This is a genomic window from Streptomyces sp. NPDC126510 (genome assembly GCF_040302345.1).
Classification (GTDB): Bacteria; Actinomycetota; Actinomycetes; order Streptomycetales; family Streptomycetaceae; genus Streptomyces.
Genome location: NZ_JBEORR010000011.1, coordinates 145,357 through 166,677, shown reverse-complemented (window position 1 = coordinate 166,677; position 21,321 = coordinate 145,357). Strand labels below are relative to the sequence as shown.

General features: G+C 70.0%; 22 protein-coding genes, 1 tRNA gene and 1 riboswitch. Of the genes, 8 read left to right on the top strand and 15 right to left on the bottom strand.

All coding sequences use genetic code 11. From position 1 onward, the window contains the following. Positions 1-2 precede the first annotated feature (2 nt). The 4 genes from ABTX60_RS17930 to ABTX60_RS17915 form a co-directional block, all read right to left on the bottom strand. A complete protein-coding gene (locus ABTX60_RS17930; RefSeq protein WP_352097982.1) occupies positions 3-1,289 on the bottom strand; it encodes an extracellular solute-binding protein in 1,287 nt (428 codons plus the stop codon). 214 nt (positions 1,290-1,503) lie between these two features. Continuing rightward, positions 1,504-2,304: an alpha/beta fold hydrolase gene (locus tag ABTX60_RS17925; RefSeq protein WP_352097981.1), complete on the bottom strand. Its 801-nt coding sequence runs from the start codon at positions 2,302-2,304 to the stop codon at positions 1,504-1,506. Between the two features lie 88 nt (positions 2,305-2,392). Further along, positions 2,393-2,857 carry a DUF2267 domain-containing protein gene (locus ABTX60_RS17920; RefSeq protein ID WP_352097980.1) on the bottom strand — a complete coding sequence of 155 codons (465 nt, stop codon included), beginning with the start codon at positions 2,855-2,857 and terminating at the stop codon, positions 2,393-2,395. 101 nt (positions 2,858-2,958) lie between these two features. Beyond that, positions 2,959-3,384: an Hsp20/alpha crystallin family protein gene (locus ABTX60_RS17915; RefSeq protein ID WP_352097979.1), complete on the bottom strand. Its 426-nt coding sequence runs from the start codon at positions 3,382-3,384 to the stop codon at positions 2,959-2,961. A gap of 168 nt (positions 3,385-3,552) precedes the next feature. Here ABTX60_RS17915 and ABTX60_RS17910 point away from each other — a divergent pair, with 168 nt between their 5' ends. Continuing rightward, positions 3,553-3,855 carry a hypothetical protein gene (locus tag ABTX60_RS17910; RefSeq protein WP_352097978.1) on the top strand — a complete coding sequence of 101 codons (303 nt, stop codon included), beginning with the start codon at positions 3,553-3,555 and terminating at the stop codon, positions 3,853-3,855. 329 nt (positions 3,856-4,184) lie between these two features. After that, a complete protein-coding gene (locus ABTX60_RS17905) occupies positions 4,185-5,636 on the top strand; it encodes an alginate lyase family protein (RefSeq protein WP_352098098.1) in 1,452 nt (483 codons plus the stop codon). 87 nt (positions 5,637-5,723) lie between these two features. Here ABTX60_RS17905 and ABTX60_RS17900 read toward each other — a convergent pair whose 3' ends face one another. Then, positions 5,724-7,226 (bottom strand): MFS transporter, encoded by a 1,503-nt coding sequence (locus ABTX60_RS17900; RefSeq protein ID WP_352097977.1) that lies wholly within the window; start codon positions 7,224-7,226, stop codon positions 5,724-5,726. Positions 7,227-7,292: 66 nt separating this feature from the next. Continuing rightward, on the bottom strand, positions 7,293-8,636 hold the full coding sequence (locus ABTX60_RS17895; RefSeq protein WP_502992347.1) for a DUF445 domain-containing protein: 1,344 nt from the start codon (positions 8,634-8,636) through the stop codon (positions 7,293-7,295). Between the two features lie 194 nt (positions 8,637-8,830). Here ABTX60_RS17895 and ABTX60_RS17890 point away from each other — a divergent pair, with 194 nt between their 5' ends. Next, positions 8,831-10,165: an SGNH/GDSL hydrolase family protein gene (locus ABTX60_RS17890; protein ID WP_352097975.1), complete on the top strand. Its 1,335-nt coding sequence runs from the start codon at positions 8,831-8,833 to the stop codon at positions 10,163-10,165. A 94-nt stretch (positions 10,166-10,259) separates the two neighbouring features. On the opposite strand, the gene ABTX60_RS17885 is transcribed toward ABTX60_RS17890, so the two are convergent. The 4 genes from ABTX60_RS17885 to ABTX60_RS17870 are packed head-to-tail and all read right to left on the bottom strand — an operon-like array spanning position 10,260 to position 13,621. Continuing rightward, positions 10,260-10,985 (bottom strand): DUF1707 SHOCT-like domain-containing protein, encoded by a 726-nt coding sequence (locus ABTX60_RS17885; protein ID WP_352097974.1) that lies wholly within the window; start codon positions 10,983-10,985, stop codon positions 10,260-10,262. Positions 10,986-11,018: 33 nt separating this feature from the next. Continuing rightward, positions 11,019-12,005: an ABC transporter ATP-binding protein gene (locus tag ABTX60_RS17880; protein ID WP_352097973.1), complete on the bottom strand. Its 987-nt coding sequence runs from the start codon at positions 12,003-12,005 to the stop codon at positions 11,019-11,021. A gap of 1 nt (position 12,006) precedes the next feature. Continuing rightward, positions 12,007-12,828 (bottom strand): ABC transporter permease, encoded by an 822-nt coding sequence (locus ABTX60_RS17875; RefSeq protein ID WP_352097972.1) that lies wholly within the window; start codon positions 12,826-12,828, stop codon positions 12,007-12,009. Continuing rightward, entirely contained in the window at positions 12,821-13,621 is an 801-nt protein-coding gene (locus ABTX60_RS17870) for an ABC transporter permease (RefSeq protein WP_352098097.1), read from the bottom strand. The genes ABTX60_RS17875 and ABTX60_RS17870 overlap by 8 nt, the downstream gene beginning before the upstream one ends. Before the next feature lie 476 nt (positions 13,622-14,097). On the opposite strand from ABTX60_RS17870, the gene ABTX60_RS17865 reads away from it, so the two are divergent. Continuing rightward, positions 14,098-16,509 (top strand): transglycosylase domain-containing protein, encoded by a 2,412-nt coding sequence (locus ABTX60_RS17865; protein ID WP_352097971.1) that lies wholly within the window; start codon positions 14,098-14,100, stop codon positions 16,507-16,509. Positions 16,510-16,521: 12 nt separating this feature from the next. On the opposite strand, the gene ABTX60_RS17860 is transcribed toward ABTX60_RS17865, so the two are convergent. From ABTX60_RS17860 to ABTX60_RS17850, 3 genes are all read right to left on the bottom strand, one after another. Further along, entirely contained in the window at positions 16,522-16,842 is a 321-nt protein-coding gene (locus ABTX60_RS17860) for a DMT family transporter (protein ID WP_352097970.1), read from the bottom strand. A gap of 34 nt (positions 16,843-16,876) precedes the next feature. Then, a riboswitch (guanidine-III (ykkC-III) riboswitch) is annotated at positions 16,877-16,944 on the bottom strand. Positions 16,945-17,012: 68 nt separating this feature from the next. Then, positions 17,013-17,369 (bottom strand): GroES family chaperonin, encoded by a 357-nt coding sequence (locus ABTX60_RS17855; RefSeq protein WP_053669886.1) that lies wholly within the window; start codon positions 17,367-17,369, stop codon positions 17,013-17,015. 44 nt (positions 17,370-17,413) lie between these two features. Further along, a complete protein-coding gene (locus tag ABTX60_RS17850; protein ID WP_104779698.1) occupies positions 17,414-17,743 on the bottom strand; it encodes a DUF3618 domain-containing protein in 330 nt (109 codons plus the stop codon). Between the two features lie 95 nt (positions 17,744-17,838). On the opposite strand from ABTX60_RS17850, the gene bcp reads away from it, so the two are divergent. The 4 genes from bcp to ABTX60_RS17830 all read left to right on the top strand — a co-directional run bounded on the left by bcp (position 17,839) and on the right by ABTX60_RS17830 (position 20,027). After that, complete coding sequence (bcp, locus tag ABTX60_RS17845; protein ID WP_352097969.1) at positions 17,839-18,306, top strand: thioredoxin-dependent thiol peroxidase; 468 nt, start codon at positions 17,839-17,841, stop codon at positions 18,304-18,306. A 154-nt stretch (positions 18,307-18,460) separates the two neighbouring features. After that, positions 18,461-19,084, top strand: coding sequence for an HNH endonuclease signature motif containing protein (locus ABTX60_RS17840; protein ID WP_352097968.1), 624 nt, complete (start codon positions 18,461-18,463; stop codon positions 19,082-19,084). Positions 19,085-19,140: 56 nt separating this feature from the next. Continuing rightward, complete coding sequence (locus ABTX60_RS17835) at positions 19,141-19,941, top strand: HNH endonuclease signature motif containing protein (RefSeq protein WP_352097967.1); 801 nt, start codon at positions 19,141-19,143, stop codon at positions 19,939-19,941. A gap of 7 nt (positions 19,942-19,948) precedes the next feature. Beyond that, positions 19,949-20,027 (top strand) — tRNA-Leu (locus ABTX60_RS17830). Positions 20,028-20,091: 64 nt separating this feature from the next. On the opposite strand, the gene rdgB is transcribed toward ABTX60_RS17830, so the two are convergent. Continuing rightward, entirely contained in the window at positions 20,092-20,694 is a 603-nt protein-coding gene (rdgB, locus tag ABTX60_RS17825) for an RdgB/HAM1 family non-canonical purine NTP pyrophosphatase (protein WP_352097966.1), read from the bottom strand. Between the two features lie 88 nt (positions 20,695-20,782). Further along, complete coding sequence (locus tag ABTX60_RS17820) at positions 20,783-21,181, bottom strand: hypothetical protein (protein WP_352097965.1); 399 nt, start codon at positions 21,179-21,181, stop codon at positions 20,783-20,785. Between the last annotated feature and the right edge of the window lie 140 nt (positions 21,182-21,321).

Genomic DNA, 21,321 nt, shown 5'->3' with positions numbered 1-21,321 from the left:
GGTCATCCCGCGGACTTGATGAGGGACTCGAGGTCCTTCTGTACCGCGGTCAACGCCTTCTTGGCGCTGCGCTCCTTGCCGAGCCAGAAGTCGGCGAGGCCGCTCGAGATCGTGTCGATCATCTCCTGCCACTCGGGGATGAACGGCGCGTGGAAGACGAACGCGCTCGACTCGGCGAACACTCCCATGTCGACGTCCGTCTTCATCCACGACGGCTTGAGGAACGCCTGGCTCTTCTGCACCTCCAGGCTGGCCGGCACGTCCTGGCCGGAGGCGATGATCTTCTTCTGCGATTCGGGGGAGGTGAAGAAGTCGATCGCCTTGAAGGCGTTGTCGCGCTGCTTGGAGGTGCGCGAGATCGCGAGACCGCTGCCGAACGCCGACACGGCCTGCTTCTTGCCGCGCCACATCGGCGCGATGTCCCAGTCGAACGTCACCTTCGTCAGGCCCGCCATGACCCAGAAGCCGTTGGCGTGGGTGGCGACCTTCTGGTTGGGGAAGGCCTGGTCACCGCCGATGTTGGGGCCCATGTCGGCGTAGTCCGCCTTGCTCGGCACCACCTTGTGCTTGAAGACCAGGTCGCCCGCCCACTGGAGCGCCTCGACCACCTCGTCGCTGTCGACCGCGGGCCGGCCCTGGGCGTCGATGATGGTGCCGCCGTTCTGGTAGGCGAGACTCCACCACTGCGGAAACCATTCGGCACCGCTGTATCCCCAGACCTTGCCGGGGACCGTCAGCTCCTTGAAGGCGTCGAGGGCGTCGTCCCAGGTCCAGTCCGCGGTGGGGGCCTTGATGCCCTTCTTGTCGAACATGTCCTTGTTGTAGAACACGGTGACGGCGCCGGAGCGGTCCGGGATCGCGTAAAGCTTGTCCTGGTACGTGTAGAGGGAGCCGACCGGGCCGAACCGCTGCTCGAGGTCGAGGTTCGCCTTCTTGGCGAGGTCGTCGAGCTCCAGCAGCTGGTTCTTGCTGGAGTACGTGTTGACGCTCTCGGCGACCTGCATGATGTCCGGCCCGGTACCGCCGGCGATCATCGTCTGCACCTTCTGCGGGTACGCGTCGCCCGGGATCAGCTGCAGCTTGACCTTCAGGTCCGGGTGCTTCTTGACCAGCAGGTCGATGCGGGCCTGATACGTCTTGCGGTCGGGGTCGCCGCCCCACACCGTCATCACCAGCGGAGCGTCGGCCGCACCGGCGCCGGACCCGCACGCCGTCAGCGTGATGACCCCCGCCGCGACTCCGAGCCCCAGAAAACCCCGACGAGAAAACCGCGCGCTGTCAAGCGTCATGGCACTGCCCTTCTTTGAGACATGCACACGCCTTGAGGTCGCCCGGATGATCAGGCCGGACTTCGAATGGCGGTTAAAATAACCATCGTTTTAAGTCGGCGACAAGACCTTGTTTCGTGTGGGTTCAGTTGTGACCCGGAGCTCGGGGCAGCACAAAAGCGGGCATCGACGGGGTTGTCGCAGGTGGACCGGCGCGGGTGCGGTGTGGCGCGTTTCAGTCGCGCAGGAACGAGGCGATCGCCTCGTAGAGGCGTTCCGGCTGATCCAGGTGGACGTCGTGGGCGGCGTCGGGGATGCGGGTCAGCCGCGTCTGCGGGCGGCGGCTGAGCATCTCGGCCGGTTCGCCGGGGCGCATCGTGCCGCGTTCACCCTGGATGAGCAGGGTCGGGCAGGTGATGCGGGACCACTCCTCCCAGTAGGCGGTGGTGGCCAGTTCGGCGACTGAGGCGATGATCGTGTCGCGGTCCATGGTGGAGTGCCAGCCGTCGGCTCGCTGCTCCAGCGTCCTCGTCCATGCCTCGTGGCCGAGGAAGGATTCCGCCTCCTCGAGGGACTTGAATGGGGTCGGCCAGCTGTCCAGCCAGCCGGCGATCTGAGCGGGAAGGTCCGGGCTCGGGCCCGCCGGGCCCGCCTCGACGAGGATCAGGGACTGCACCAGCTCGGGGTGGGACGCGGCCAGCAGCATGGCCGTGTGGCCGCCCAGGGACTGGCCGAGGAGGGTGGCGGGGGCCAGGTGCAGTGCGTCGATCAGGGCCACGGCGTCCTGGACGTGGGCCTCGCGGGTCGTCGTCACCGGGATGCGGGTGCTCGCACCGTGGCCCCGGGCGTCGTAGGTCACCACGCGGTGGCCGTCGGCCGACAGGCGCGGGGCGAGAGCGCCCCATTCGCCCTGGTGGCCCGCAAGGCCGTGCAGGAGGAGGAAGGTGGACGCGGGGTCCCCGGCGGGGTGGTGGTCCGTGTGGGCGAGGTGCGTGCCGTCGGGAGTGGTGAGGGTGGTCGTCGTCGTACGGGTCAAGGAGGCTCCTGGCGGCAGCGGATCGGGCACCGTGACGGCCACCGCCGGTCCGTGACCGAGACGGTGGCCGTCGTACGTCTTCAGAAGACTATGGAGCCGGAGTCAGGTCCGCTCGGCCGAACAGCAGGGCGTAGCCGGTGGGGAGTTGGGCCAGGATGCGGGTGACCAGGTCGTCGCCGACGAGGGGCGGCAGCGCGCTCAGGACCGAGCTGACGTCCCAGCGGGCCGTGGCGGGCGTCGCCCCGGGGGTGCGTGAGGCGACCTCGTCGACGAATCGTGCGGCCGGGAGGCGGTGTGTGGCCGGGATCTGGGAGGCGATCAGCCGGGCGGCCTCCGCGGGCAGGGCGCGGGCCAGGTCGACCCGTTCGTCACCGGTGACGTGCGTGCCGAGGGCGGCCAGGACGGTACGGGTGACCTGTTCCGCCTTCGCCCGGGTGGGATACAGGCCCGACTCGCGGACCGCGTCCACCAGTTGCGGCCAGCCGTCATCGTCGGCGGCTGCGGTGTGAGTGGCTCGTCTCGTCGTCACACGGGGCACCGTCGTCGTGCTCATGTGCGGGGTTTTCCTCCGGGTGTGTGCGGGGGTGCGTGCGTGGGGGGCGCGCCGCCGGGGATCGGCCGGCGGCGCGGCCTGCCTGTGGGCGTGCGGTGAGGTCAGCCGCTGAGCTGCCTGCGTGTGTCGCCGCCCGAGATCTGGATGCGGCGCGGCTTGGCCTGCTCGGCCACCGGGATGCGCAGGGTCAGGACGCCGGCCTCGTAGGAGGCGTCGATGCGCTCCGTGTCGAGTGTGTCGCCGAGGAACAGCTGGCGCGTGAAGGTGCCGGTGGGGCGCTCGGCGACGAGGGGTTCCGCGCCCTCGGGGGCGGGGGACCTGCGCTCGGCTCGGACGTTCAGGACGTTGCGCTCGACGTCCAGCTCGATCGTCTCGGGGTCGATGCCGGGGAGGTCGAAGTGGACGAAGAAGTCGTCCCCGGAGCGGTAGGCGTCCATCGCCATCGCCGTCGGGCGGGTGGCGGCGGGGCCGAAGACCTGCTGGGTGAGTCGGTCGAGCTCACGGAAGGGGTCCGTGCGCATGAGCATCACGGGTCACTCCTCTCTTCAGGTGCAGTGGGTGCGATGCCCTACGGTCTACGTCTTCTTATATAGCTCGGAGGAGGAAACTTGACAAGCCCAGGCTCAGGTTCGGGTTTCCGAGGCCCGCGGGCTAGCCTCGGGATCTTGAGCAGGTGTACGACGCAGGAGGCAGGTATGGCGAAGGTTCCCAGCGCGGTGGTCGCCGCGAGCGGGCTCGTGGGCGGCTACGGCGTGGCCCGCTGGACCCGGCAGCGGCCGCTCGGCGGCGTCGTGCTCGCCGTGGCCGGTGTGGCGGCGGCGCGGCAGTGGCGGCAGCAGGCCGGCGGGGTGGCCGCGGGGGCGTTGTCGGCCGCGTATGTCGCCGCCTTCGCGGGGTCGCATCCGCTGGCGAGGAAGGTGGGGGCCTGGCCTGCCGTGTTCGGTGTGGCGGGGGTCGTGGGGCTGGCGTCGTGGGCGGTCGCGGACCGGCGCGGCTGACGGGCTGATCTCGGTGAGCCGGGGCACGCCGACCGGCTCACCTCGGCAGGAACAACAAAAGAACCCGGCCCTGAATCCCAGGGCCGGGTTCTCGTCGGAGCGCCGGGCAGGCCTTGCACCTGCATTTCCCCACAGGAAGTGGGGCGTCTTTCCTTGGACCACCAACGCATCGTCCCGCTGCCGGAGTTCCGGCGACTGGACGCAGATCAACTATAGCGCAGTTTTTGTTATCGCCTCACCGCCCGGCCGTCTCCTCACCGTCCCCCGCAGGTACGCGACTTACGACGCCGAGGTACGACGACGTGATACGACAGATCAGCCGCCGCAGCATGCTGAAGGCAACGGGCATCGGTGTAAGTGCCGGTATGGGCACCGGTGTCGGTGCGACCGCGCTCGCCACCCCGGCCGGTGCCGCCGGCGCCCCCCTCGTTCACCCCGGGCTGCTGCACACCCGTGCCGATCTGGACCGTATGGCGGCCAAGGTGAGAGCGGGGGCCAGACCGTACACCGCCGGGTTCGCCAAGCTCACCGCCAACCGGCATGCGCAGAGCGGGTGGCGGGCCAATCCGCAGGCGGTCGTGTACCGGGGCTCGGGCACGCCGGAGAACTACGGGATCCTCTACAACGACATCCACGCCGCCTACCAGAACGCCCTGCGCTTCCATGTCAGCGGCGAGGAGGCCTGTGCCGACGCCGCCGTGGCGATCCTCAACGCCTGGTCGGGGGAGCTGACCCGGCTGGACGGCAGTGCGGATCGGTTCCTGGCGGCGGGGTTGTACGGCTACCAGTTCGCGAACGCCGCCGAACTGGTCCGGGGTCACGGGGACTTCGACCTCGGGCGCGCGCGGGAGCTGATGCTCGACGTGTTCCATCCGCTCAGCGACGACTTCCTGAGCCGTCACAACAACGCCGTCGTCACCAACTACTGGCCCAACTGGGACCTGACGGCCATCGCGTGCGTCCTCGCGACCGGGATCTTCTGCGACGAACGGGCCGTGGTGGAGCGGGCCGTGGAGTACTTCAAGCACGGGGACGGCATGGGGTCGGTCCGGCACGCGATCCCCGTCGTCCACGCGGACGGGCTCGGCGAGTGGGTCGAGGCCGGGCGGGACCAGGGGCATGCGCTGCTCGGGGTCGGGCTGATGGGCACGGTGTGCGAGATGGCGTGGAACCAGGGGATCGATCTGTACGGGTACGACGACAGCCGGTTCCTCAAGGGCGCGCAGTACGTGGCCAAGTGGAGCCTGGGCGGGGATGTGCCGTACACGGCCAACACACGGAAGAAGGGGGCGATCGGGGGCTGGTCGGGGGTGGAGACCGCGTCCGGTGCCGCCCGTGTGGATCCGGGGATGACGCGGCCCATCTGGGCGATGATCGCCAATCACTACACCAAGCGGCGGGGGTTGCCGGCGTCGTACGTCACGCGGGCGGCCGCCAAGGCCGCGCCCGAGGGCGGGGGCGGGGACTACGGGCCCAACAGCGGGGGGTTCGATCAGCTGGGGTTCGGGACGCTCGCGTTCACCCGGGACCGAGGCCGGGACCGCGTGGAGGAGCCGGCCGGGGGCCCTTCGCCGACTCCGGGGACGTCGTCCGGTGGGTCACGGGGTGCTGGGGGTGTCCGGGCGCAGGCTTCGGCGTCTCCGGTGGGTGGGAAGGACCTCGCCGCGACCGGTTCCGGGGATGCGGCGGGGTGGGCCGCCGCGGCGGGGATCGGCGCGGTGGCGGGCGGGTTGCTGCTGCTGCGGAGGCGTGACCAGGCGCGTCGGGGGGCCGGCGAGTAGCGCGATCGGAGCATGTGGGCCGGCCCCGCCCTTGTTTTCCTTTACGTTCGCGGCCCACATGCTCCGGTCGCGCCTCGACCGTCGGACCTACGCCGTCGCCTGCCTCGGCCCCGAGTCGCCAGAGCCTGTGGCATTACCGTCCGCCGCCGTCAGCGGCTTGGCGATGTCCTCCAGGGAGCGGCGTTCCGCCTTCACCGCGAGGAGGGCGGCCACCAGGCCGGCCAGGCACATCAGCGTCGCGCCGATCGAGAAGGCGAGGACCGTGTCGCCGACGACTCCGGATTCCGTGAGCTTGGCGAACAGGAGCGGGCCGCTGATGCCGCCCGCCGCGGTGCCGATGGCGTAGAAGAACGCGATCGACATGGCCCGCGTCTCCATGGGGAAGACCTCGGAGACGGTCAGGTAGGCGCTGGAAGCACCCGCCGAGGCGAAGAACAGGACCGCGCACCAGCAGGCCGTCATCGTGGTCGCGCTCAGGGAGCCCTGGTCGAAGAGCCAGGCGGTGCCGAACAGCAGCAGGCCGGACAGGATGTACGTGCCGGAGATCATGATGCGGCGGCCGACGGTGTCGAAGAGCTTGCCGAGGAACAGCGGGCCGAAGAAGTTGCCGATGGCGATGACCGCGAAGTAGTAGCCGGTGTTGCCGCTCGGGACGTCGAAGAACGTCGTCAGGATCGCGCCGAAGCCGAAGGTGATGGCGTTGTAGAGGAAGGCCTGGCCGATGAAGAGGGAGAAGCCGAGGATCGCGCGCTTGCGGTAGTCGGAGAAGACCGTGCGGCCGATCTCGAGGAAGGAGACGCTGCGGCGCTGGTGGATGGTGATCTCGCCCTCGGCGCGGGGCAGCGGCTCACCCCTCTCCTCCTCGATCTTGCTCTCGATGGAGGAGACGATGCGTTCCGCTTCGTCGTCGCGGCCGTGGATCAGCAGCCAGCGAGGGCTTTCGGGGACGTGCCGGCGGACCAGGAGGATCACCAGGGCGAGAACCGCGCCGAGTGCGAAGGTGAGGCGCCAGCCGACGTTCGCCGCGAAGATGTCCGTGTCCAGCGCGACGATCGACAGCAGCGAGCCGAAGACCGCGCCCAGCCAGAAGCTGCCGTTGATCATCAGGTCGGTGCGGCCGCGGTACTCCTTGGGGATGAGCTCGTCGATGGCGGAGTTGATGGCCGCGTACTCGCCGCCGATGCCGAAGCCGGTGAGGAACCGGAAGAGGAAGAACCACCAGGTGTCGAAGGAGATCGCGGTGAGGGCCGTGGCGGCGAGATAGACCGCCAGGGTGATCATGAAGAGTTTTTTACGCCCCCATGTGTCGGTCAGACGGCCCCAGAAGAGCGCGCCCAGGCATGCGCCCGCCACGTACAGGGCGGCTGCCATGCCGGTGACCTCGCCCGACGTGATGGGCAGGCCACTGCCGGGCTCCGACAGGCGGCTGGCGATGTTGCCCACGACGGTGACTTCGAGTCCGTCGAGGATCCATACGGTGCCGAGACCGATGACGATCGTCCAGTGCCAGCGCGACCACGGGAGGCGGTCGAGGCGGGCGGGGATGTCGGTGGTCACGGTGTGGCCGGTGTCGGCTTGGGCGGTGGTCATGGCCCCCTCCTCTTCGAGCGGAATCCCCGTCGGGTGCCCTGACCGGCTTCTCTTACGCCCGAAGCCTCACGCGCCCAGTGCGTGCGACACCGTGTAGATCAGCAGGCCGGCCAGGGAGCCGACGACCGTGCCGTTGATGCGGATGAACTGCAGGTCGCGGCCGATGTTCGCCTCGATCTTCTTCGTGGTGTGCTCGGCGTCCCAGCTCGCGACCGTGTCGGTGATCAGGGAGGTGATCTCCTTGCGGTACGTGGTGACGACGTAGACGGCCGCGCCCTCCACCCACTTGTCGACCTTGTCCTGCACCTTGCGCTCGCCCGCCATCCGCGAACCCAGCGACAGCAGGGACGCCCTCACGCGCAGCCGCAGCTCGCTGCGCTCGTCCTCGGCGGCCGAGACGATCATGGACCGTACGGCCGTCCAGGCGCTGGCGATGAGGTCCTGGACCTCGCCGCGGCCGAGGACCTCGCCCTTGAGCCGCTCGACGCGGGCGCGGGTGTCGGTGTCGGACTGGAGGTCGTCGGCGAAGTCCGTGAGGAAGCGGTCCAGGGCGCTGCGCGCCGGGTGGCCGGGCATGTCGCGCATCTCGGTGGCGAAGCGCAGCAGTTCCCGGTAGACGCGCTCGCCGACCTTCCGGTCGACGAACTTCGGCGTCCAGCCCGGGGCGCCGCCCTCCACGGCGTCCATCACCTCGTCGCGGTGCAGCACCAGCCAGTCGTGCGCACGGGTGACGACGAGGTCGACGACCCGTTTGTGGCCGCCGTCGGCGACGACCTTCTCCAACATCTTTCCGATGCCGGGCCCGATCTCCTGGGCGTTCGCACGGCGGGTGATGGCCTCGCCGACGACGGCCTGGACGTCGGAGTCGCGCAGGACCGTCAGGGCGCCGCGCAGGGCGGTGGACAGCTCGGCGGTGACCCGGTCGGCGTGTTCGGGGACCGCGAGCCAGGCGCCGAGGCGGCTGCCGATGCCGACGGCGCGCAGCCGCTGCCGTACGACGTCCTCGGAGAGGAAGTTCTCGCCGACGAACTCGCCCAGGGAGACGCCCAGCTGGTCCTTCTTGGTGGGGATGATCGCGGTGTGCGGGATGGGGATGCCGAGGGGATGGCGGAAGAGGGCGGTGACGGCGAACCAGTCGGCGAGCGCGCCGACCATGCCGGCCTCGGAGGCGGCGGCGACGTAGGCCGCCCAGGTCCCGGCGCCGGCGTTGTGCGCCCACGTGGACAGGACGTAGACCAGCGCCACGAACACCAGGAGCCCGGTGGCGGTGAGCTTCATCCGGCGTACGCCGCGCTGTTTCTCCTCGTCCGCAGGGCTGAAGCTCGTCATCGCACGGTTCACCGCGCCGCCGGGGCGGGCATGCTGCCCACCGACACCGGCACCCTTTTCTGCTGCTTTCGTCCGTTCCATCCGCTCCACCCGCTTGGTGATCCCGCACACATTGTCCCTTCCTGACCGACTCCTGGAACGGAACAGGAGTTCCCGGCGTCTGTCGGGAGGGGGTATTGCCACGGGGTGCTGTGAGCTTCCCCCGGCCCATGCCGCATCATGGGCACATCAGATCGGAGCCTTGGGCTCCCATCGCCCGAGGAGAACTGAACAGCATGACCCGAGGACGTGGCTACGCCCTCCTGGCCCTGGTCGTCGCAGCGATCGTGGGCCTTTCCACCGCCATATACGTCGGCGTGGCGCCCGACGACGACCTGCGCATCCGGAACGCCCACGGCGACGGCCGCGCCCCCCACAACTCCGCCGCCCCCGCCTCCACCGGCACCTGGGTCGGCACCTGGTCCACCTCCCCCTCCGCCGCCGAACCGGGCACGGAGACCACGGGCATGGCGGACCGTTCGGTACGCAACGTCGTCCACACCAGCGTCGGCGGTACGAGTGCCCGCGTGACGCTGTCCAATCTCTACGGCCAGTCGCCGCTGAGCATCACGCGGGCGACGGTCGCCGTCTCCGCGGGCAGCGGTACGGCGGCGGCACTCGCGGACACCATGCGGCAGCTGACCTTCGGCGGCGGCCCCACGGTCGTCATCCCGCCCGGCCGGCAGGTCATGAGCGACGCGGTACGGGTCGTCATCCCGCACGACTCCGACGTCCTGATCACCACCTACACCCCCACCAGCTCCGGCCCGGTGACCTACCACCGGCACGCCCGGCAGATCTCCTACGTCGCCCAGGGCGACCACGCGCAGGACGCCACGGGCACGCCGTACACCGAGCGGATCGGATCCTGGCGGTACCTGACGGCGCTGGACGTGCTGAGCAACGAGTCCGACGGCACGGTCGTCGTCCTCGGCGACTCCCTGACGGACGGCATCACCTCCACGCCGGACACCAACAGCCGCTGGACCGACGTGCTGTCCGACCGGCTGCGCTCCGAGATCGCCTCCGGGCGGGACCTGCCCCGCTACAGCGTCGTCAACCAGGGCATCAGCGGCAACCAGGTCCTCGCCGACGGCCTGGGCCGCCCCGCGGACAACCCCAGCGGCCTGAACCGCTTCGGGCGGGACGCGCTGGAGCGGACGAACGTCAAGGTCGTCGTCATCGACCTCGGCGTCAACGACATCCTGCGCAACCCGCGCCTGGCAGACCCGAACGCGATCCTCACGGGGCTGCGGACCATGGTGGGCCAGGCCCACGCGCGCGGTGTGAAGGTGGTCGGGGCGACGCTGATGCCGTTCCAGGGACACCGCGGGTACACCGAGGCGCGTGAGCAGGTCCGCCAGGCCATCAACGCGCAGATCCGCGCCGGCCGGGTGTACGACGCCGTGGCCGACTTCGACCAGGCGCTGCGTGACCCGTACAACCCGCGGCGGCTGCGACCCGACTACGACTCGGGCGACCATCTGCACCCCAGCGACAAGGGGTACGCGCGGATGGCGGAGTCCGTCGACCTGGAGACGCTGAAGGGGTCGGCGCCCGCCGAGCTGTAACCCTCGTCCCGCCCTGTGCCCGTCGTCTGCCGCAGACGGCGGGCACACTGCTGCCGGGGCTGCACTCACGCGCCGGCCATCCGGCCGCCGGGACTCAGTGTCCGCCGTGACGGTGCCGACGAGGCGGCTCGTCCAGCTGCCGTCGCTCGGCCCGCCGCTCCAGCTTCTCCTGACGGCGTTCCTCGCGGATCCGCAGCTTCTCCGAGCGGGTCAGCTTGCGCTGGACCCCGACGCCGCCCCACAGCGCGAATCCGGTCACGATCACCCTCGGCGCGCCCGGCTCGCCCGGCACGCCCTCCTCGCGGTGGTCGAAGCCGCCCATCACGCCGATGCCGCGGACGACGACCTCGACCCCGGGCGGCACGATCACATCCACCCCGCCCATGATCGCGATCGCGTTGATCTCGACCTCGCGGTCCGCGAAGTCGGCCTCGCGCAGGTCGATCTCCCCGCCGCCCCAGAAGGCGAGGCAGGTGAACCGCCGGGGCATCGTCCAGCGCCCCTTGCGCTGGAAGCCGGACATGACGGCCACGGCCCACGTGGAGGACCCCTCGCCGCCGACGATCCGCCCGGACCACTCCGGCCCGGCGGCCACACCCTTCGTCAGGGACACCGACGGCACGGCGACGCCCGCGGCCGGCAGGTCCCGGGTGATCGGCGCCAACTCCCCGTAGGTGCGCGCCTTGTACGTCGCGTCCAGCCGCTCCTCGAACTCCGCCATGTCGAGGCGCCCCTCCGCGAGGGCGTTCCGAAGGATCTCGGCGATCTGCTCACGGTCGGCGTCGGAGGCGCGGAGGTCCGGGACGGCGTCGTCGGTCATACACAGCAGATTACGAGTTCACCCCGCCGGGGGCTACGAGATCGCCCGCTCGGCCTTCTCCGCGTACATCTTGGCGATCACGGCCTCGATGTCCGGCTCCCGCACCGACAGGTCCACCAGCGGGTACTCGGCAGCGATCCGCGCCACCAGCGGGGCCGCCGAATCCCCCGCAGGGAACGCCAGCCACTGCCGCGGACCGTCCACCCGCACGACCCGCGCGGGCGCCGGCGCCTCGATGGGCGGCAGCTCCCGCTCCAGGTCCACGACCAGGATCCGCTCGCTCTCCCCCGCCTCGTGCAACCCGGCGAGCGGACCGTCGTACATCAGGCGTCCGTGGTCGATGACCATCACCCGCTTGCACAACTGCTCGATGTCCTGCAGGTCGTGCGTGGTCAGCAGCACCGTCGTACCGCGCTCGGCGTTCACCTCCCGCAGGAAGTCCCGCACCTTCGACTTCGAGACGACGTCGAGACCGATGGTCGGCTCGTCGAGGTACAGCACCTCCGGGTCGTGCAGCAGCGCCGCCGCGATGTCGCCGCGCATCCGCTGCCCGAGGGAGAGCTGCCGCACCGGCACGTCCAGCAGGTCGCCCAGGTCCAGGAGTTCGACCAGACGGTCGAGGTTCTCCCGGTAACGGGCGTCCGGGATCCGGTACATGCGGTGCATCAGCCGGTAGGAGTCCAGCAGCGGCAGGTCCCACCACAACGTGGTGCGCTGCCCGAACACCACGCCGATACGGTGCGCCAGGCGCGTCCGCTCCCGGGAAGGGTCGATGCCGGCCACCCGCAGCCGGCCCGCGCTGGGCGTGAGGATGCCGGTCAGCATCTTGATGGTGGTGGACTTCCCGGCGCCGTTCGGGCCGATGTAGCCGACCATCTCGCCGCGGTCCACACGGAAGGAGATCGAGTCGACCGCCCGCACCTGCCGCCGCTCCCGCTTCATGAAGCCGGTCTTCTTGCGCACCTCGAAGACCTTCTCGACACCGTCGAGTTCGATGAACCCGCTCTCCGACCCGGTCAACTCAACTCCCTGTACTCCGGTACGAACGAAGCCCCGTCCGCCACGCCAGCCCGGCCAGCACACAGCACGCCACCGCCACCGCCGGCGAGGCGAACGCCGCCCACCCGGGCAGCCCGACCGGGTACGTCCGCCCCAGCACATAGGTGGCCGGCACCCAGTTGACGAAGGCCAGCGGCAGCATGAAGGTCACACCCCGCACCAGGTCCTTGCCGAACACCGACGGCGGGTACTGCAACAGTGTCGTCCCGCCGTAGGTGAAGGCGTTCTGCACCTCGGCGGCGTCCTGCGCGTAGATCTGGAAGGCCGCGCCCGCGACGAACACCGCCGAGAAGATCGCCGCGCCGCTGACCACCATCACCGGCACCAGCAGCACCTTCGGCACGCTCCAGTCGACGTCCACCGACACCAGCGCCCAGCCCAGCACCACCGCGCCCTGGGTGATCCGGCCCAGCCGCCGCAGCGCGAACCGGTCGGCACCGACCTGGGCCAGCACCGGCACCGGACGCACCAGCAGCGTGTCGAACGAACCGTCGCGCATCCGGGCGCCCAGAACGTCCATCGAGCCGAGCACCAGATCGGCGATCCCGAACGACGTCGCCGACAGCCCGTAGAGGAAGGCCACCTCGGGCAGCGACCAGCCGCCCAGCGAGCCGACCTGCGAGAACATCAGCAGGATCCCCACGAAGTCCAGGCCGGTCACCGTCAGGTTGCCGAACACCGTGACGACGAAGGAGGTCCGGTAGGCCATGCTGGAGCGCACCCACATCCCGGCGATCAGCCGGTAGGCCCGCAAACCCTCCAGCAGGACACCGCGCTCAGCCACCCTGAACCACCACCCGCCGCGTCGCCGCCGACTGCAGCAGCCGCCCCGCCGCCAGCAGCGCCACGGCCCACGCCGCCTGGAAGGCGAACGCCCGCAGCGGGTCCGTCTCCCCCATCAGCACGTCCGCCGGCATCTGGATCTGCGCCGCCCACGGCAGCACCCGCACCACCTCGCCGAACACCCCCGGGAAGGCGTTCAGCGGCAGCACCATGCCCGAGAAGAAGATCCCCGTGACCACCAGCACCTGGTTGACGCCCATGCCGTCCAGCAGCCAGAACACGCTCAGCGCCGCCAGATAGCGGATCGCGAAGCTCACGACCGTCGCCAGCAGCAGCGTCACCACGAAGGCCGCCCACGGCGTGACCGACGTCGGCAGCGCCATCGGGAAGAAGAGCGCACCGAACACGAACGGGACCACACCCCGCCCCAGCATCTGGAACAACGCCCGCCCCACGTCCCCCGCCAGCCACCACAGTTGAAGATCGGCCGGCCGGTACAGGTCCACGGCGATCTCACCGGTGCGAATGCGGTCCATCAGGTCCTTCTCGGCACCCCCGCCCTGGATCGCCAGCGTCGCGTAGAGGCACTGCCCCAGCCAGACGTAGGTCACGGCCTGCGCCTGGTCGTACCCCCCGAGATGCGGCTTCTGGTCCCACAGGGCCAGATAGGTGTGGACGAGGATGACACCGAAGACCGTGTTGGTGAACACCCCGGCCACCGTCGCCGCCCGATAGGTCGCGTACCGCCGGAAACCCCCCGCCGCGACGGCCGCGTACAACCGTCCCGAGCCCACATCCACAGCCCTCCTCGCCGACCGGCACCGAAGCGCAGGAGCCTAGTCCTCCCGCGAACGGGCGTGCCACGCAATTTCGGGGAGCGGCCGGAGTGCCGCGGGGCGAGTGCGCACCGGCCCAGACGGTACGATCCGTTGCGTCCGCGCGGGCCGAGGCGCCGTGGCCAGGGCGAGCAGCGTGACGGCGGTGCCGGCCGGGCGGATCGTGGGAGCCGTCGCGATCCACGGCCGGGTCCCTTCCGGGCGAACGTCGCGCAGGCGAGATCACGATTCGGGCAGGAGTGCGGAGCACCGCGTTTCACCCTGTGCCCGCCCGCGTACTCACCCGCACACGGCCCGCCTCACCACACGGCTCACAGCCCGGCCCTCGATCAGGGAACTGATCAACGGATGGGACAGTCTTCATCACCGGGGCACAAGAGCGAGCAGAGACGTACGCGACGACGTACGACGCGAAACAGGAGTCCGTGCACGACATGAGTGACGAGCCTCAGCCGCAGCAGCCCAATCCGGGCTGGGCACCGAGCCAGCCGCAGGCGCACGCCGACGGCGACCCGGGCACGCCCGGGGCCACGGCGGCCGGGAAGCCGAAGCGGACCGGCTGGCGCCGGGTGATCCCGACCTGGCGCATGACGCTCGGCGGCTTCATCATCGTCGTGCTGCTGCTGATCGGCGGCTTCTTCCTGGGCTACTCGCTGGTGCAGATCCCGCCGGCCAACGCGCTCGCCACCAAGCAGGCCAACGTCTACCTCTACGCGGACGGCTCCGCGATCGCCCGCGACGGCGAGGTCAACCGGGAGAACGTCACCCTCCCCCAGATCTCCAAGGACGCCCAGCACGCGATCCTGGCCGCCGAGGACCGCGACTTCTACACCGAGTCCGCCGTCGACCCCAAGGCCATGGTCCGCGCCGCCTGGAACACCGCCCTCGGCAAGGGCAAGCAGTCCGGCTCCACCATCACCCAGCAGTACGTGAAGAACTACTACCTGCGCCAGGAACAGACCGTCACGCGCAAGGCCAAGGAGTTCTTCATCGCGATCAAGCTGGACCGCGAGGTCAGCAAGGACCACATCCTCGAGGGCTACCTCAACACCAGCTACTTCGGCCGCAACGCCTACGGCATCCAGGCCGCCGCCCAGGCCTACTACGGCAAGGACGCCAAGGACCTCGACCCGGCCCGCGCCGCCTACCTCGCCGCGCTCGTCAACGCGCCCAGCCAGTACGACGTCGTCGCCCACCCCGAGAACCGCAGGGCCGCCGAGTCCCGCTGGAACTACGTCCTGGACGGCATGGTCAAGAAGGGCTGGCTCAGCGCCTCGGAGCGCACCGGCATGAAGTTCCCCGTGCCGAAGGAGTCCACCCTCTCCACCGGCATGTCCGGCCAGCGCGGCTACATCGTCCGGATCGTCAAGGACTACCTGGTCCAGAACAAGATCATCGACGAGAGCAAGCTCGACGCCGGCGGCTACCGCATCACGACGACCCTGCAGAAGGACAAGCAGGACGCGTTCGTGAAGGCCGTCAACGACAAGCTGATGTCCAAACTCGACAAGAAGAACCGCAAGGTCGACACCTACGTCCGCGCCGGCGGTGCCTCGGTCGACCCCAAGACCGGCAAGGTCGTGGCGATGTACAACGGCATCGACTACGTCAAGCAGTACACCCCCAACGCCACCCGCAGGGACTTCCAGGTCGGCTCCACCTTCAAGCCCTTCGTGTTCACCGCCGCCGTCGAGAACCACTCCGAGACGCAGGACGGCCGCGTCATCACCCCGAACACCATCTACGACGGCACCAACAAGCGCCCCGTCCAGGGCTGGACCGGCGACCCCTACGCCCCCGAGAACGAGGACCAGCACTCCTACGGCGACATCACCGTCACCGAGGCCACCGACAGCTCCGTGAACTCGGTGTACGCGCAGATGGCCGCCGACGTCGGCCCCGCCAAGGTCAAGCAGACCGCGATCGACCTCGGCATCCCCGAGGCCACCCCCGACCTCGCCGACGGCCCTGCCATCGCCCTCGGCACCGCCACCGCCAGCGTCCTCGACATGGCGGAGGCCTACGCCACCCTCGCCAACCACGGCCGGCACGGCACGTACACGATCGTCGACAAGGTCACCAAGGAGGGCACGCCCGTCGAGCTGCCCGAACGGCGCACCCGGCAGGCCGTCAGCCGCGAGGCCGCCGACACCACCACCTCGATGCTGCAGAGCGTCGTCCAGAACGGCACGGCCTCCGCCGCGCAGGCCGCGGGCCGCCCCGTCGCCGGCAAGACCGGCACCGCCGAGGAGGACACGGCGGCCTGGTTCGCGGGATACACCCCCGACCTCGCCACCGTGGTCTCCGTCATGGGCCAGGACCCGGTCACCGCGGCCCACAAGTCGCTGTACCGCGCCATGGGCCTGCCCCGCGTCAACGGCGGCGGAGCACCCGCCGAGATCTGGACGCAGTTCACCCAGGACGCCCTCAAGGGCAAGCCCGCAAAGGAGTTCGACCTCAGGCTCCAGCCCGGGTCCGACGTCTCGCAGGCCCCCAGCAGCGAGGCCCCGGCCGACCCGAGCGCCACCGCCACCACCGACGGCGGCACGACCACCGGCGGCGAGGAGACCGGCACCCAGACGCCCGAGCAGACCCCCAGCGCCCCCGAGGGCCAGACCGAGGGCCAGACCGGCGGCGGCACCACCGACGGCGGCACCGGCGGCGAGTCCCCCACCGGCGGCGGCACGGCGGACGGGGGCACCACCGACGGCGGTACGACGGACGGCGGCGCGACCGACGGTGGCACGACGGAGGGCGGGGGCGGCGACGCCACCGACGGCGGCGCGACGGGCGGCCCGACAGGCCCCGGCTGGGGCGTGGTCCCCCAGGGCGCACGCCGGGAGTAGCACGGCGACGGCTCAGTGACCGCTGGTCACCTTCAGCCCCACCACGGCGACCAGCAGCAGGCACACGAAGAAGATCCGGGCGGCGGTCGCCGGCTCCCCCAGCACCGCCATCCCGAACACCGCCGCCCCGGCCGCGCCGATCCCCACCCACACGCCGTAGGCGGTACCGATGGGCAGGGTCCTGGCCGCCTGCGACAGCAGCAGCATGCTCGCGACGATGCCGGCGCCCGTGAGCACACTGGGCAGCGGTCGCGTGAACCCGTCGGTGTACTTCATGCCGACGGACCACCCCACCTCGAGCAGACCGGCGACGACGAGCAGAACCCAGGCCATGACGGGCACCTCCGGGAGACGGGCTGACGGTGTCGGTGCGTCGTCTTTGCCTTCATCCCGGTACGGCGCGTCTCGTCGGGGGTCCCTCCAACGTAGCAAGCCGCACGGCACGGCGAAGGGGCCGGTGACGGTGGTCACCGGCCCCTTCGTCGCGGGGCTTCGTCCGAGCCCTAGAGGTACAGGCCCGTGGAGTCCTCGGCGCCCTCGAACCGGTCCGCGGCCACCGCGTGCAGATCACGCTCGCGCATGAGCACGTACGCGATCCCCCGCACCTCGACCTCGGCCCGGTCCTCCGGGTCGAACAGCACCCGGTCGCCCGTCTCGACGGTCCGCACGTTCTGCCCCACCGCGACGACCTCCGCCCACGCCAGCCGCCGGCCGACCGCCGCCGTGGCGGGGATCAGGATGCCGCCGCCGGAACGCCGCTCGCCCTCGCTGGTGTCCTGCCGCACGAGTACGCGGTCGTGCAGCATCCGGATGGGCAGCTTGTCCGGATGGGTGCTCTGCTCGTTTCTCTTGGCGCTCACGCCCTGAAACCTACCTGTCTTCCCCGCAGACGTACGCGGTCGGGTCAGCCCTTGCGCCGCCGCGTGCCGACCGCGAGCAGCCCGACCACTCCCACCACGACGAGCGCCACCGGTACGACCCGCTCGAGCCGGGGCGCGCCCTCCTCGTCCACGAACCGGGCGCGCACATCGGTGACGGCCCGGTTCACCCCCACGTAGGCCCGCCCGAGGGTGTGGTCGATGTTGGAAGCGACCTTGGCCTTGGCATCCCCGACGATCGTCTTCGGGTGCACCCGCACCCCGATCTCGTCGAGGGTCTCGGCCAGGGTCGCGCGGCGGCGCCTGATGTCCGCCTCGATCTGCGCCGGGGTCCTGGTGTCCGCCGTGTCCGCCACCGTGTCGCCTCCGAAGTCGGTGTGAAGCCTGTGTGGGACAGTCTGTCAGCTCCACGGCTCATCACACTGTCAGCACCCCCGGTTACCCTGGCCCGATGAGCGAGCGACTCCAGCCGGGGGACGTGGCCCCCGCCTTCACCCTGCCCGACGCCGACGGCACCGAGGTGTCCCTGGCGGACCACAAGGGCCGCAAGGTCATCGTGTACTTCTACCCGGCCGCCCTCACCCCGGGCTGCACGAAGCAGGCCTGCGACTTCACGGACAACCTGGAGCTGCTGGCGGGCGCGGGCTACGACGTCATCGGCATCTCCCCCGACAAGCCGGAGAAGCTGGCCAAGTTCCGCGAGAAGGAGTCCCTGAAGGTCACACTGCTGGCCGACCCGGACAAGCAGGTCCTGGAGTCCTACGGCGCCTTCGGCGAGAAGAAGCTGTACGGCAAGACGGTCGTCGGCGTCATCCGCTCCACGATCGTCGTGGACGAGGAGGGCAAGGTCGAGCGCGCCCTGTACAACGTCAAGGCGACGGGCCACGTAGCCAAGATCATCAAGGACCTTGAGGTCTGAGACCCCGCTGATCCTTTCGAGAGCGGCTCGTACCGGTGAATCCCGGTACGAGCCGTTCCGCATTCCGCGCGCATTCCGGGCGTGACTGTCCGATAAACGGTTCGTTACTCCGTGCGAGACCACGAACGGGTGGTCGGGGACGGAGGGGCGGTTCATGGGGGCCAGGTACACCCGCGAGCTACTGGAAGAAGCAGCCCGGGCGACAGCGAACTGGGACGATGCCGTCCGGTGGTGCGGAGGCACACCCACCCCCGGCAGCAGACGCTATCTGCGCCAGAAGATGGCCGAAGCGCGCGTGGATGTCTCACACTTCCCTGTGCGGTGGGCGCGGCACACCGAGGAGAGACTCCGCGAGGCGGTGGCGGCGTCGACCGGCGTCAAGGAAGTGCTTCGGCTCCTCGGCGTCAGCCCTGTCGGCGGGAATCACGCGCATATCAGCCGCCGCATCGCCGCACTGGGCATCGACACATCCCACTTCGAGACATCAGCGCCAGGGGCGAGACGTTCTCGCGGGGATCTCCTCAGCCTCGGGACCCCCCAAGCAGGCAGAGTCCCGGGAAGTCGACTGCTTCGACATCTGGTGCGTACCGGGGTCCCGCAGGAATGCGCGATGTGTGGCAATGGCCCCTGGTGGAACGGCAAGCCCCTCCGGCTGGAGGTCGACCACATCAACGGCGATTGGTGGGACAACCGTCCGGGGAACCTTCAGCTGCTCTGCCCCAATTGCCATGCGGTGACGGACACATACCGGGGCCGTAGGCGGAGGGTGACCTCGTGAGCCCGCCGAGGTACACACGAGACCTGCTGACTCGCACTGCTGCCGAGGCCACCAGCATGGTCGACCTGACGCGCCGGGTGGAAGCCCCCATGGGGAGCGGCCCTCGCCGCTATCTCAGCAAACGGCTGCAGCACTACGGCATCGACACTGCTCACTTCCGCGAGGAGCCACTGCCGGAACGCGAACGGCGAAGCTATCCGGAAGAGATCCTCAGAGAAGCCGCCGCTCGGTCGACCAGCATCAGGGAGATGGTGGAATACATGGGGCTTTCTCCGCGCGACAGCCCCTACGGATACATCAGGAAGAAGCTGGACGCCTTCCAGATCGACACCTCGCACTTCGTCGGAAGAGGCGGCCATCGCTCAGGGGCCCTCTTCCCCCGCGAGGAAATCACACGAGCCGTCGCCGCATCGCACAGCTTGGCGGGCGTGATGCGCATGCTCGGCCTCCCCCCTGTCGGCGGTTCCGGGCGAGCCAGGGTCCGACACAGCATCGAGTTTCACGGTCTGTCGACCGCCCATTTCACAGGGCAGGCTCATTTCCGCGGCACGGCCTCCCCGTATCGCAGATCCGCGACACAGATCCTGGTGAGGCTTGCCCCTGGCTCGCCACGCACCCGGACGGTCCTTCTGAGGCGTTCACTCGACGACCTGGGCGTGCCCCACGTGTGCAACGAGTGCGGCACCGGGGACAACTGGCAGGGCAGAAGGCTCGTCCTGGAACTCGACCACATCAACGGCGATCGGCTGGACAACCGGATCGAGAACCTGCGGTATCTCTGTCCCTCCTGTCACAGTCAGACGGAGACTCACTCCCGACCTCGCCGCACCTTCACCACTTGCGGCCCAGTACAGTAACCGGGATGGGTCCGTACCCCAGCTGGCCAAGAGGGCGCCGGTTTAGGTCCGGTGTGTCGTGGGTTCGAGTCCCACCGGGCCCACCACCCACAGGGGCGCAACACCTTCATGGTGTCGCGCCCCTCGGCGTACGTCGCTCCCAGTAGTCCCTCAGCCCAACAGCTCCCGCACCACCGGCACCAACGCCCGGAACGCCTTGCCCCGGTGGCTGATCGCGTTCTTCTCCTGGGGAGTCAACTCCGCGCAGGTGCGCGACTCGCCCTCCGGCTGGAGGATCGGGTCGTAGCCGAAGCCGCCGGAGCCCGTGGGCTCGTGGCGGAGGGTGCCGCGGAGTTGGCCCTCGACCACCCTCTCCGTGCCGTCGGGCAGGGCCAGGGCCGCCGCGCAGGCGAAGTGGGCGCCGCGGTGTTCCTCGGCGATGTCGGAGAGCTGGGCGAGCAGGAGGTCCAGGTTGGCCTTGTCGTCACCGTGGCGGCCGGACCAGCGGGCGGAGAAGATGCCGGGGGCGCCGTTGAGGACGTCGACGCAGAGGCCCGAGTCGTCCGCGACGGCCGGGAGGCCCGTGGCCCGGGCCAGCGCGTGGGCCTTGAGGAGGGCGTTCTCGGCGAACGTCACGCCCGTTTCCTTGACGTCGGGGATGTCCGGGTAGGCGTCGGCGCCGACGAGCTCGTGGGGCAGTCCGGCTTCGGCGAGGATCGCGCGAAGTTCGGTGATCTTCCCGGCGTTACGGGTGGCGAGGATCAGGCGGGTCATGGCCCCCAGAGTATTGCGCCCCGTCAGGGGCGCGGGGAACTGCGCGGGCGACCACGACGGGCCCGCACCCTGCCACCGCCCCGCAGCGCTACGGCGTGCAGACCTTCGTCAGTTCGCCCGCAGCGTCCGTGACCGGGCTGATGTCGGGCGTCTCGTCGCCGTTCTTGATCGATGTGCGGACGTTGTCGACGGCCTTGTTCAGGTCGTCGACGGCCTTGCTGACGTCCGCGTTGTCGGTCTTGTCGCCGATCTCGCCGAGGTTCTTGTCGATGGAGTCGAGGGACTCGTCGAGCTGGGTGGGGTCGTTGGCCGCGCTGTCGACCGCCTGCTGGAGTTCCGTGACGCTGTCGGCGATGGCGTCGGCGGTCTGGACGCAGTCCAGCGCCTTGTCGACGGCGGCGCAGCCGGTGGTGAGTCCGGCGGTCAGCGCGACGGCCGCCAGGGTGGCGGCGACGGCTGCGGTGCGGCGTCGGCGGCTCGCGGCCATGGAGCGGTCCCTCTCGTTCGGTCGGGCCGGTCGGGCCCGCGGGGCTGGCCGGGCGCACAGGGATGAGCCGTGCGCCCGTACTCCTTCAGACGCGAGTGTGCTCGGCTCGGTTGCCCGTGCCGAGCACCCGTCTTGGCGTG